This is a genomic window from Arthrobacter sedimenti (assembly GCF_042652025.1).
In the GTDB taxonomy this organism is placed as follows: Bacteria; Actinomycetota; Actinomycetes; order Actinomycetales; family Micrococcaceae; genus Arthrobacter; species Arthrobacter sedimenti.
Genome location: NZ_JBHSDQ010000012.1, coordinates 1 through 12,083, shown reverse-complemented (window position 1 = coordinate 12,083; position 12,083 = coordinate 1). Strand labels below are relative to the sequence as shown.

11 protein-coding genes and 1 pseudogene are annotated in these 12,083 nt (G+C 66.2%); 6 read left to right on the top strand and 6 right to left on the bottom strand.

Annotated elements, in window-relative coordinates; genetic code table 11:
* Positions 1-19 precede the first annotated feature (19 nt).
* From ku to ACFO0G_RS18900, 3 genes are all read left to right on the top strand, one after another.
* A complete protein-coding gene (ku, locus tag ACFO0G_RS18910) occupies positions 20-1,150 on the top strand; it encodes a non-homologous end joining protein Ku (RefSeq protein WP_376979516.1) in 1,131 nt (376 codons plus the stop codon).
* 149 nt (positions 1,151-1,299) lie between these two features.
* Positions 1,300-2,142: a class I SAM-dependent methyltransferase gene (locus tag ACFO0G_RS18905; protein WP_376979514.1), complete on the top strand. Its 843-nt coding sequence runs from the start codon at positions 1,300-1,302 to the stop codon at positions 2,140-2,142.
* 3 nt (positions 2,143-2,145) lie between these two features.
* Positions 2,146-2,577, top strand: coding sequence for an SRPBCC domain-containing protein (locus ACFO0G_RS18900; protein WP_286401219.1), 432 nt, complete (start codon positions 2,146-2,148; stop codon positions 2,575-2,577).
* Positions 2,578-2,695: 118 nt separating this feature from the next.
* Here the strand turns inward: ACFO0G_RS18900 and ACFO0G_RS18895 are convergent, their stop codons facing one another.
* From ACFO0G_RS18895 to ACFO0G_RS18875, 5 genes are all read right to left on the bottom strand, one after another.
* The gene (locus ACFO0G_RS18895; RefSeq protein WP_142131405.1) at positions 2,696-2,974 is read right to left on the bottom strand and encodes an HPr family phosphocarrier protein; all 279 of its coding nucleotides are present in this window, start codon (positions 2,972-2,974) and stop codon (positions 2,696-2,698) included.
* A 66-nt stretch (positions 2,975-3,040) separates the two neighbouring features.
* Positions 3,041-5,134 (bottom strand): PTS fructose transporter subunit IIABC, encoded by a 2,094-nt coding sequence (locus ACFO0G_RS18890; protein WP_376979511.1) that lies wholly within the window; start codon positions 5,132-5,134, stop codon positions 3,041-3,043.
* Between the two features lie 2 nt (positions 5,135-5,136).
* Entirely contained in the window at positions 5,137-6,159 is a 1,023-nt protein-coding gene (locus ACFO0G_RS18885; protein WP_237429674.1) for a 1-phosphofructokinase family hexose kinase, read from the bottom strand.
* Positions 6,156-6,962 carry a DeoR/GlpR family DNA-binding transcription regulator gene (locus ACFO0G_RS18880; protein ID WP_286401228.1) on the bottom strand — a complete coding sequence of 269 codons (807 nt, stop codon included), beginning with the start codon at positions 6,960-6,962 and terminating at the stop codon, positions 6,156-6,158. The genes ACFO0G_RS18885 and ACFO0G_RS18880 overlap by 4 nt, the downstream gene beginning before the upstream one ends.
* Positions 6,963-7,252: 290 nt before the next feature.
* A complete protein-coding gene (locus ACFO0G_RS18875; protein WP_141158415.1) occupies positions 7,253-7,510 on the bottom strand; it encodes a DUF6458 family protein in 258 nt (85 codons plus the stop codon).
* Positions 7,511-7,682: 172 nt separating this feature from the next.
* Here ACFO0G_RS18875 and ACFO0G_RS18870 point away from each other — a divergent pair, with 172 nt between their 5' ends.
* The 3 genes from ACFO0G_RS18870 (at position 7,683) to ACFO0G_RS18860 (ending at position 11,723) form a co-directional block, all read left to right on the top strand.
* Complete coding sequence (locus ACFO0G_RS18870; RefSeq protein WP_286401232.1) at positions 7,683-8,300, top strand: alpha/beta hydrolase; 618 nt, start codon at positions 7,683-7,685, stop codon at positions 8,298-8,300.
* 200 nt (positions 8,301-8,500) lie between these two features.
* A complete protein-coding gene (locus tag ACFO0G_RS18865) occupies positions 8,501-9,238 on the top strand; it encodes an HAD family hydrolase (protein WP_286401235.1) in 738 nt (245 codons plus the stop codon).
* A 139-nt stretch (positions 9,239-9,377) separates the two neighbouring features.
* The gene (locus ACFO0G_RS18860) at positions 9,378-11,723 is read left to right on the top strand and encodes a glycoside hydrolase family 65 protein (RefSeq protein WP_376979508.1); all 2,346 of its coding nucleotides are present in this window, start codon (positions 9,378-9,380) and stop codon (positions 11,721-11,723) included.
* 10 nt (positions 11,724-11,733) lie between these two features.
* Here ACFO0G_RS18860 and ACFO0G_RS18855 read toward each other — a convergent pair.
* Positions 11,734-12,083, bottom strand: a pseudogene (locus ACFO0G_RS18855) (lipoyl synthase); the annotation flags it as partial.

Below are 12,083 nucleotides of genomic sequence, written 5' to 3'. Positions count from 1 at the left end.
TCTGATGTTGACTGTAGGAATGAGAGCCATCTGGAAAGGTGCCATCGCGTTCGGCCTGGTCAACGTGCCCGTGAAGGTCTACAGCGCCACTGAGGATCATGACATCAGTCTGCACCAGGTTCACAATGCCGACGGTGGCAGGATCCGCTACCAGCGCCGGTGCGAGGTGTGCGGCGAGGTGGTGGACTACTCGGACATCGAGAAGGCGTTCGACGAGGACGGCCGTACCGTGGTGCTGTCCAAGGATGAGCTCAAATCCATCCCGGCGGAAAACAGCCACGAGATCGAAGTGGTGCAGTTCGTCCCGTCCGAGCAGCTTGAACCCATGATGTTCGAGAAAAGCTACTACCTGGAGCCCGACTCCAAGTCGCCCAAGGCCTACGTGCTGCTGCGCCGGGCGCTGGAGGACACGGACCGGGTGGCCATCGTCCAGTTCGCCTTGCGGGAAAAGACCCGGCTGGGGGCACTACGGATCAAGGACGACGTGCTGGTGCTCCAATCCCTCCTGTGGCCCGATGAGGTGCGGGAAGCCAACTTCCCGTCCCTGGAAGCCGACATCAGGATTTCCGCGCAGGAGCGGGACATGTCCGCGGCGCTGGTGGAGTCCATGGCTGCCGACTTCGAACCTGACTCCTTCACGGACGAGTACCAGGTGCAGCTCCGCCAGCTCATCGACGCCAAGCTCGAACAGGGCGAATCGCTGGACACGGAGGAGACCTTCGGAGTCGAGGCCGGCGAGGGCGGCAAGGGCGAAGTCATCGACCTCATGGAGGCCCTCAAGCGGAGCCTGGACCGGAAACGCGGCGGCGGGGAAGCCGCCTCCGCCGGCGGAAGTTCCGATGACAAGGCGGACACCGGGGACGGGGAAGCCGAGCCGGCCAAGCCGGCCCGCAAAGCCTCCGGCACCAAGGCTTCCAGCACCGGGGCAGCCTCGAAGACGGCCGTGAAGACCGGCACGGACGACGCAAAGCCGGCCGCCAAGTCGGCCACGAAGTCCACCGCCACGAAGTCCACCGCCGCCAAGTCCACTGCCGCTAAGGCAACCGCATCCAAGTCCACCGGAACCAAATCAGCGGACACCAAATCCAGCGGAACAAAGACCGCAGCCAAGCCGGCCGCCAAGACCACCAGGGCGCGCAAGCCGGCCTGAGCAGGCATCACGCGCCCGCCAGCCTGCCCGGCTGCAGTCCCGCCTTTACAGCGGCCTCCATCGCGTCCACAATGAGTCGCATCACAGCCTCCGCTGTGCCAACAGCGTGCTGTCAGCCATTCGGACCGGACACGTAGAGGGGCACGGGCATGAGCCAGCAGACCGATGCAGTGGAGGCGGACCGGGAGCTCAAAAAGAAGCACCGGGCCATGTGGGCGTCCGGGGACTACCCGGCCCTCGCGGACGAGATGCTCCTGGAACTGGGCGCCGTACTGGTGGAGGCCACCGGCATCCGGCCGCGCCAGCGGGTCCTGGACGTGGCGGCGGGAACCGGCAATGCCGCCATTCCGGCAGCAATGATGGGCGCCAAGGTGGTTGCCAGCGACCTCACCCCGGAGCTGTTCGAGGCGGGGCGGCGGGAAGCGGCGAACCGGGGCGTCGCCCTGGACTGGCAGGAAGGTGATGCCGAGGCTTTGCCTTTCGACGATGCCGAGTTCGACGCTGTCATGTCCTGCATCGGAGTGATGTTCGCGCCGCACCACCAGGCGGCCGCCGACGAATTGCTCAGGGTTTGCAAACCGGGCGGCTCCATCGGGTTGCTGTGCTGGACGCCGGAAGGATTTGTCGGCCAGATGCTTGCCGCCATGAAGCCTTTCGCGCCGCCGCCCCCGCCCGGTGCACAGCCTGCGCCGCTGTGGGGGAGTGAGGGCCATGTCCGCGAACTGCTGGGGGACAGGATCACGGACGTCCATACCCGCAAGCAGAACCTGGCCGTCAAAAGCTTCCACCAGCCCGCGGACTTCGTCAGGTACTTCAAGTCCCACTACGGCCCCATGATCTCCGTTTACAAGTCGCTCGCGGAAGACCATGACAGAGTCAACGCGCTGGATAAGGCCCTCACCGATTTGGCTGACTCCTTTGGCGACGCCCACGGCGATTCCCCGTTCCAGATGGAATGGGAATACCTGCTTTTCACGGCAAAGAAGGCCTGAGCCATGACGGAAAACCACGTGGCAACCTCAGTCATCACCATCAACGCACCTGCCGAACACGTCTGGGGCGTGCTCACGGATCCCGCCGCCGTGAAGGAGTTCATGTTCGGAACCACCCTGGAGACCGACTGGAGCGTTGGCAGTCCCATCACCTGGCAGGGCGAGTGGAACGGGAAGACGTACCGGGACAAAGGCCGCATCCTCCATGTCGAGCCGGGGCGGAAACTGGTGCATACCCACTTCAGCCCCCTGTCCGGCCAGGAGGACAAGCCGGAAAACTACCACACGCTCGAGTGGACGCTTGAGGACCAGGGCGGCACCACTCGCCTGTCGCTGGCGCAGGACAACAACCCCACCGAGGAAGCCGCCGCACACTCCAAGGGCATGTGGGACAAACTCCTGGCCGACGTCAAGGCGCTCGCCGAACGCGGCTGACTGTTCCGGGCACCCAGGTAGGCCGGGGCGCTTAAAGCCAAGCGGCCGCCGTCGGACGTTCCCATTTAGGGAAGCCCGACGGCGGCCGCCGGCTTTGTGGCTTGGGGCAGCGTTGCTGCTACTCGGCGTCGTGGTCCGTTTCCAGAATCTGCACCAACCGGTCCAGCGCGTCGTCTGCGCCGGCACCTTCGGCGCGGAGGACCACCACGTCACCGTGCGAGGCGCCCAGGCTCATGAGGGACAGGATGCTGGCAGCGTCCATGGCTTCGTCGGCCGGCTCGCCTTCACGGGCGATGGTGATGTCCAGGTCGAACTCTCCGGCTGCCTCGGCAAAGATGGCGGCCGGGCGGGCGTGCAGGCCCACGCGGCTGGCAACGGTTGCTGTGCGTTCTGGCATTTTTGCTCCTTTGTCTTTCGGCGTGCTGAGGGTTCAGCGGCCGGTGAGGTGTGTGGCTAAGCCGGCTCAGACGGTTGCGGGAACCGGTTCAACCGTATCAACGGTCTTCTTGACTGCCCAGCGCTTGAGGCCAACGACGGCCAGCGCGCTGACCACGGTGCCGGCGATGATCGAGACGACGAACATCAGCAGGTTGCCGATCGCGAAGAAGACGAAGATGCCGCCGTGGGGGGCCTGGGAGGTCACGTTGAAGGCCATGGTGAGTGCGCCGGTGAGTGCGCCGCCCAGCATGGAGGCGGGGATGACGCGCAGGGGATCGGCCGCGGCGAACGGGATGGCGCCTTCGGAGATGAAGGACGCACCCAGCAGCCAGGCTGCCTTGCCGTTCTCGCGTTCGGCCAGGCTGAACACCTTCTTGTCCAGGACCGTTGCCAGTGCCATGGCCAGCGGCGGAACCATGCCGGCCGCCATCACGGTGGCCATGATCTGCCACGGAGCCTGGTTGGTGGCGCTGCCGGCGCTCAGGCCGGCCACGGCGAACGCGTAGGCAACCTTGTTGACGGGGCCGCCCAGGTCGAAGCACATCATGAGGCCAAGGATGATTCCAAGGACGACGGCGGAAGCACCGGTCATGCCGGACAGCCAGTTGTTGAGCGCCGTGGTGAGTCCGGCGATGGGTCCGCCCAGGACCAGGAACATCAGGCCGGAGGCAACGATCGAGGCGAGCAGGGGGATGATCACCACGGGCATCAGGCCGCGCAGCCAGCGGGGGACCTGCCAGGTTCCGATCAGGTGGGCGATGTAACCGGCCAGCAGGCCGCCCACGATGCCGCCCAGGAAGCCGGCGCCCATGAATCCGGACACCGCACCCGCAACGAAGCCAGGGGCGATGCCGGGCCGGTCAGCGATGGCGTACGCGATGTAGCCGGCCAGTGCGGGGACCAGGAAGCCCATGGAGAGCGCGCCGATCTTGAATGCTACGGCGCCCAGGTAGATGGCCAGGCCGCCCTCGGGCAGGTTGCCGAAGTTGTTCTGCACCACCACCTTGTCAGCGACGCCGGTGATGTCATAGCCGCCCAGGAGGAAGCCCAGCGCAATCAGCAGGCCGCCGCCGGCAACGAACGGAATCATGTAGCTGACGCCGGTGAGCAGGGCCTTCTTGAGCTTCTGGCCGATGTGCTCGCCCTTCTCCTCAGCCTCGTGCTCAGCCTGTTCCTCGGCACCGAAGTGCGGAACGCGGTGGGCGTTGGGGTTCTCTGCCGCGGCGAGCGCTTCGCGGACCATCTTGTCCGGCTCGTCGATGCCGCGCTTGACCGGAGCGTTGATGACCGGCTTGCCGGCGAAGCGCTCCTTGCCGCGGACATCCACGTCAACGGCGAAGATCACGGCGTCGGCCGCTGCGATGACCGCGGGGTCCAGTGGCTTGGCCCCGGAGGAGCCCTGGGTTTCCACCTGCAGGTCGACGCCCATTTCCTTGGCAGCTGCCACCAGCGAGTCGGCAGCCATGTACGTGTGGGCGATGCCGGTGGGGCAGGCGGTCACGGCCACGAGGCGCCTGGACTGTGCGGGGGTTGAGCCGGCGGCAGATCCGTCGGCGCTTGCGCCTGCAGCGGCTGAAGAACCTGCTGCACCGGCGCCTGCTGCCGCGCCAACAGTGGCGCCGACCGGAACGGCGTCAACCGGGGCGGCTGCGGCGTGTGCGGCTGGCTTGTCGGCCAGGGCGCCTTCCACGAGCTCCACGATTTCTGCCTGCGAGGAGGCGTTGCGCAGGGCCGCGGTAAAGTCCTTCTTGATGAGGGAGCGGGCCAGCTTGGAGAGCAGCTTCAGGTGCTCCTGGTCCGCGCCGTCCGGAGCGGCGATGAAGAACACCAGGTCAGCCGGGCCGTCCTTGGCACCGAAGTCAACCTTCGGGTCCAGACGTGCCATGGCCAGGGTGGGCACCGTGACGGCGGTGGAGCGGCAATGCGGGATGGCGATGCCGCCGGGGATGCCGGTGGCGGTCTTCTGTTCGCGTGCGAAGGCGTCGGCGAAGAGTCCTTCAACTTCCGACGCGCGTCCGGTGGCAGCTACCTTGCTTGCCAGATGCCGGATCACCGTCTCGGGGGCGTTGCCCAGGTTCTGGTCGAGCTCGACCAGGTCCGTGGTGATGAGCTGGGTCACTGTCAATCCTTTCGAAGGGCCGTGATGGTTACGGCATCCGGGGTGGTTTGGTCTGCTGCCGGAACAGTGGATCCGGGCAGCGAGGCAGCGGCGGCACCATGGGCCACCGCCTGACGAAGGCAGTCGGCGGGGGCGGCGCCCCGGCCGTGGGCAAGCAGGTAGCCGGCAAGTGCGGAGTCGCCCGCACCTACCGTGCTGACCGCGGCGACCGGCGGGTGCGTGGCCAGCCACGCGCCGTCGGCCGTTACGAGGACAGCTCCCTTGGAACCGAGAGTTGCCAGCACAGCACCTACGCCGGAACGTACGACGGCGGCTGCAGCGGCGGCGGCAGCCGCAGGGTCCGCTTCCAGCTCGTCACCGGATGCCGGGGCAAAACCGGCGGCTGCGGCCAGTTCCGCCAGTTCCTCGGCGTTGGGCTTGAGGAGGTCCGGTTTCCCGGAACCCGTGGTTGTTCCGCTGGTGCCTGTGCCGTCGTCGGGGGTTCCGGCGTCGGTGAGGGCAGCGGCGAGGGGCGTCCCGGAGGAGTCGACGGCGATCAGCGGCGCATTGCCGTTGCCCGCCTCCCGGATCCGACGGGCCACCGTTGCGTAGAAGTTGTCCGGGAATCCGGGCGGCAGCGAGCCGGCCAGGACTACCCAGGTGGCGCCACGGGAGCTTTCCAGCAGCAGCTTGATGAGGGCTTCCTGCTGGTCCGCGGCAAGGACGGGCCCGGGTTCGTTGATCTTTGTGGTCACGCCGCCGGGCTCGGTGAGCGCCACGTTGGTGCGCAGCGGCTCGTCGATGGGGAGGGATATGAAGGGGACTGCACTTTCGCGCAGGCCGGCCAGGACGGGATCGCTGTCCGCCCCTGGCAGGACGGCAAGGGATTCGAGTCCGGAGGCCACCAGGGCGCGGGAGACGTTGACGCCTTTGCCGCCGGATTCCTGGCGGACGGAGACGGCGCGCTGTACTTCGCCGCGCGCCAGGGGCCCGGGGAGGGCCACTGTGCGGTCGAGGCTTGGGTTGGCCGTGAAGGTGACGATCATGCGATCACCACATCAACGCCGGCCTCTTCCAGGGCGGAGGCGAGTTCAGGTCCGGGTTCACTGTCTGTGATCAAGGTGTCCAGGTCTTTCAGGGAGGCGAACTGGACCAGCGTTTCCGTGTCCAGTTTGGAGGAGTCGGCCAGCACCACAATGCGGCGGGCCGACTGGACGAAGGCTGCCTTGACGGCGGCTTCTTCAGGATCGGGAGTGCTGACGCCAAAGGTGGCGTGGATGCCGTTGGTTCCGATGAACGCGATGTCCGGGCGGATGCGGCTGGCGGCATCCACCGTTGCCTGGCCCACGGCCACCTGGGTGAGTCCGCGGACCCGGCCGCCCAGGATCTGCAGGGCGACGCCGGGGACGTTGGAGAGCTTGCTGGCGATGGGTACAGCGTGGGTGATAACCACCAGTTCGTGCTGCGGCCCGGTTCCGTCGGAAGGTTCGACGGCGGTGCGTCGCGCCAGCAGGTCCGCCAGCACTTCGGTGGTGGTGCCGCCGTCCATGAGGACGCTGGCCGGCGAGTTCCGGGGGATCAGTGTGAGGGCGGCCTGGGCGATCCGGACCTTTTGGTCCGGCCGCTGGATGGCCCGCTCGGTGACGCTTTCCTCGGTGGTGCTGAAGCGGTCTGCCGCCACCGCTCCACCGTGGACGCGCCGTACGGTGCCGGCGTTCTCCAGAGCGGCAAGGTCACGGCGGATGGTTTCCGTGGTGATGCTGAAGCGCTCAGCGAGCAGGGTCACGCTGACCCGGCCGTTGCCGGCCACAAGCTCGGCAATCTTCTGCTGGCGCTCCTCGGCGAACACGTACCCTCCGTTGCGTAGTGGCTGTCGTGACTTGGATCACTCTGGTGTTGAGTTACTTGACTTTATCTTTGCTTCTGTTGGTTTGTCAATGGAAACCAACATGAAACAAGATTTAGATCTGCGAAGGGTTGGAATTCCTGCTCCGAACGACGGATTGGGAGTGTTGTGGCCTCCAGCTCTGGACAAGAAAGCCGGGCCGGGACGCGAAAAAGCCGGGCTGAACGCTTTGGTCCAGCCCGGCTCTTCGGGTTCTTTTGTTTCGAGGCGCCTTGTCCCCGGTCCGCCGGTGGTTAGATTCCGCCGTCGCGGCTTTCATGGCGGGTGATGCGCTCGCCGGTGTTGGGATCGATGACGGAGCGGGACTCGCTGACGCGCCGGCTGCGGCCGGGGGAAGCGAGGATGAGGGACGCGATCAGTCCGATCACGCCCACGGCCATCAGGATGTAGCCCACCAACTGCTGGTCCACGAACGGAATGAGTCCGGGAGCCACTGCCCAGGCAAGGATGGCGCCGAGGGCGATGAGGAAGATTGACGAGCCGATTCTCATGACTTGCTCCTTATAACCGCGTCCTGCGCGGCGCTGGTAGGGCGTTACGGAAAGGTGGTGCGTCACTGCCAAAAGCTAAGCCTGCTGTCTGTCAAGCGTCACGCTACCTCCCAGTGATTCGGGATTCAATGACCCGGCCGTGAGGACAGGCACGTCTCGCTAGGCTGTTCCGGTGGAAACAGTTGTGTGGTCCAAGCCCGAAGGCCAGCGTGCCGGCACTCCGTTGCTGGTGATGATGCATGGTTACGGCACGGACGAGTCGCGGATGGTGCGCCTTTTCGAATACCTGCCACAGGAGTTCACCTGTGCCGCCGTGCGCGCCCCGATGCCGATTGGCGACCACTGGGGTTGGTTCCTGCTGGACTACTTCCTGGCGAACGACTTCGCCGACGTCATTTCCGCAGCCAACTCCGTCCGCGCGTGGATCAGTTCCGTCAGGGACCAGCACAGCAGCGTCACCCTCATGGGCTATTCCCAGGGCATGGCCATGGCCACCACGCTCCTGCGGCTGCACCCCGAGGACTACAAGGCCGTTGTGGGGTTGTCCGGCTTCGTCCTCAAGAACGAGCTCCTCACGGTCATGGATTCCTTCGAGGCCAAGCCGCCCTTCTTCTGGGGGCGGGACAAGGCCGATCTGGTCATCAACGAGGACGCCATCGCCTACACCGCCGAATGGCTGGACCAGAACACGTTGTTGACGCCCCGGACCTACCCGGGGATGGGGCACGCGATGTCCAAAACGGAGATGGTGGACGTCAGCGCCTTCCTCCGCCATTACGTCCTGCGGTGACTGATTATCCGCTGCAGCGGAGGGTAAGAAAAAACAGTTGCCAGCGAAATTTGCAAGCGCTTACACTCGTCTACGGCCATGATCGGTCCTGCAGTGGGCGGACAAGGGAGTGATGCTGCGCGCATGCCGCGCAGCTGAACCTCCTTTCGGCTGCCCGGCGGGGCCGGCTGTCCACCAACAGAGAGGACACCGCACCGCCGATGACACAAGAAACTGCAGCTGATACCGCCGCCTGGACCGGCGCCGCAGCAATCCTGTTCGACCTGGACGGGGTGCTGACGCCCACAGCCAGCGTGCATGAGCGGGCCTGGCAGGAACTGTTCGATGGCTACCTTGCCTCACAGCCAGGTGTTTCCGGCTACAGGGAAAGCGACTACTTCGACCATATCGACGGCAAGCCGCGCTTTGACGGGGTACGCGACTTCCTGGCCTCACGTGGGATTACCCTGCCGGAGGGCCCGCTGGATGACGATCCCTCCCACGACACCGTCCATGGTCTGGGCAACCGGAAGAACGCGGTCTTCAACGACATCGTGAGCGCCGGCGTCGAACCGTTCCACGGCTCTGTCCGCTTCCTCCAAGCCGCGCTTGACCGCGGACTCAAGGTCGCCGTCGTCTCCTCCTCCCGCAATGCCCCCGCAGTCCTGAAGGCCGCCGGCCTCAGCCGGCACTTCGCCGTCGTGGTGGACGGGGTGGTGGCCGCGGAGCAGGGCCTGCCCGGCAAGCCAAACCCGGCCACGTACGAATACGCCGCCAAGCTGCTGGACCTGTCCAGCTCCGAGTGCGTGGTGGTCGAAGATGCGGTGTCCGGTGTACAGGCCGGGCAGGCGGGATCATTCCACTCCGTCATCGGCGTGGACCGCGGAGCCGGGCGGCAGACGCTCCTGGACGCCGGCGCCACCCTGGTGGTCAACGACCTTCAGGAACTCATCCCCTAAACCCATCCGGGAGCCGTTGCCTTCCCCCGGGCAACCCCGCTATCCCACCCACCGCAGCACCAATCCAGTTACCGCATTTCCCCCGAATACTCCGTGCCGGCCAGCCCGGCAGCACAGCAAGGCCAAAAGGACCCCGACCATGGCATTGATCACCGCGGACCGCGAACGGTTCCCCGACACCCCCTGGCAGCTCGTCGAAACCCGCTACGAGACCCATGGAGCCGCAACGCTTGAGACCCTGTTTGCCCTCGGTAACGGACACCTGGGCGTCCGGGGCGCCCACTGGGCGGCGGCCGATGCCGAACTGCCGGGAAGCTTCATCAACGGGCTGCACGAGATCTGGGACATCAAGCACGCCGAGAACGCGTTTGGCTTCGCCCGGACCGGGCAGCGCATCCTCTACATTCCGGACGCCAACAACTTCACGGTAGTGGTGGACGGGGAAAGCCTCAGCCTGGCCGAGTCCGAGGTGCTGGACTACCGGCGGACCGTGGACTTCTGTACCGGAATCTATGAATGCCGCATCACCTGGCAATGCCGGTCCGGCGCAACCGTGACCACCACGGAGCGGCGTGCCGTGGGCTTCGCGTCGCGGGGCGGCCTCGGCATTTCGCTGGAGGTGGCAACGAACCAGCAGGTTTCCCTGGATGTCACCTCGTCCGTGATCAACCGCCAGGACCAGCCGGTGGAAGACCACTCCGTGCACGATCCCCGCCGCGCCGGCCGCCACGCAGGGCGCGTGCTGCTGCCGTTGCGGCTCGACGGCGGCGACGGCTCCCTGCGCCTGTCGTGGGAGGCGGCGGAGTCCAAGCAGCGGGTGGGCATCGCCGTGGACCACTGGACGTCGCCCGGGCACCAGCCGTTCGAGACGCTGGTTGACCAGGACGACAGCAGTGTCCGGTACGTCCTGGCGGTCGACGCTGATGAGCCGTTCCGGCTGGAGAAGAGCGTCAGCTACGCCGCCGGCCGCACCATCCAGGACCCGGAAATCGACGCAGCCGCCGTGGCGGAAGAGGCGCTGCGGCCGGTGAGTGACATCTTTGCCGAGAGCGAGGCGCACTTCCGCAGCTACTGGGCCACGTCCGACATCGTGGTGGAGGGCGGCCGGCCCGGGCTGCAGCAGGCCATCCGGTGGAACCTGTTCCAATTGGCCCAGGCCACCGCGCGTGCGGATGTTGCCGGCATTCCCGCCAAGGGCGTGACCGGGTCCGGCTACGAGGGGCACTACTTCTGGGACCAGGAGGTGTACCTCCTGCCGTACCTTACCTACACCAATCCCGACGGCGCCCGGCAGGTCCTGGAATTCCGGCACAGCATGCTTCCCGAAGCCAGGATCCGGGCCAAGGAGCTGAGCGTGGACGGTGCCCTGTTCCCGTGGCGCACCATCAACGGGCTCGAAGCCAGCGCCTATTACGCTGCCGGCACCGCCCAGTTCCATATCGCGGCAGCCATCGCCTTCGCCACCAACAGGTACCTCTGGTCCACCGGTGACACCGCGTTCCGGGACGGAATGGGTGCCGAGTTGCTGATCGAGACCGCCCGGATGTGGATCTCACTTGGCTTCTTCGGTAAGGACGGGCTCTTCCATATCCACGGCGTCACCGGCCCGGACGAGTACACGGCCGTGGTGAACGACAATCTCTATACGAACGTCATGGCCCGCTTCAACCTTCGCGCGGCCGCTGCCCTTGAGCACGCCGGCATCACGCTGGAGGAGCGCCAGCTGTGGGAGGCTGCGGCCAGCCGGATGAACCTGCCGTTCGACGAGCGCATGCAGGTGCACTCCCAGGACAACGACTTCATGACCCTGGAGGCTTGGGACTGGACCACTCCGCGGTCCAAGTACCCGTTGCTGCTGCACTTCCACCCCTTGGTGATTTACCGCCACCAGGTGCTGAAGCAGGCGGATACGGTCCTGGCCATGTTCCTGCAGTGGCAGGACTTCACTGCGCAGGAAAAGCAGCGCGCCTTCGACTTCTACGATCCCCTCACCACCGGCGATTCCACGCTGTCCGCCTGCGTGCAGGGCATCATGGCGGCGGAGGTGGGCTACTCGAAGGAAGCGCTGGAGCACTTCACCAACGCCGCCTTCATCGACCTGGACGACACCCACGGCAACACCATCGACGGCGTCCACATCGCCTCCACCGGGGGAGTTTGGAGTTCGCTGGTGTGCGGGTTCGCTGGCATGCGCGACCAGGGCCCGGTGCCGTACTTCGATCCCCGCCTGCCCGCCGAATGGGACGGACTGGCCTTCCACCTGAAGATCCGGGGGCGCCTGCTGCTGGTCCAGCTCGCCGCCGGTTCCATCACTCTCACGGTGCAGGAGGGTGAGTCGCTGGAGGTGGACGTCCGCGGCCAGCTCCTCACGGTGGGGGCAGGGCCCGTGCAGGTACCGCTTGAACCGGTCGTGGAGCCGGAGCCCACGGTTTTCCCCAGCGGACTGCCGACGGCGAGCATCCCGGTGGTGCGCGGGAACAGCTGACGTTGCGCTGCTAGCCCGCCAGGAGGGTGGCGGCTTCCTGGCGGGTGGTGCCGGAGTCCTGGATGCCGTCGGCGATGTGGGCGAGTTCGGCGGGGATGTCGCGGCCTTTTTTGCGCATGGCGGTGGCCCAGAGGCGCCCGGCGCGGTAGGAGGATCGGACCAGGGGGCCGGACATGACGCCGAGGAACCCGATTTCTTCGGCTTCGTGCTGGAGGTCGACGAATTCCTGGGGCTTGACCCAGCGGTCCACGGGCAGGTGCCGCTCACTGGGGCGCAGGTATTGGGTGATGGTGATCAGGTCGCACCCTGCCTGGTGGAGGTCTCGGAGGGCTTCGGAGATTTCCTCGCGGGTTTCGCCCA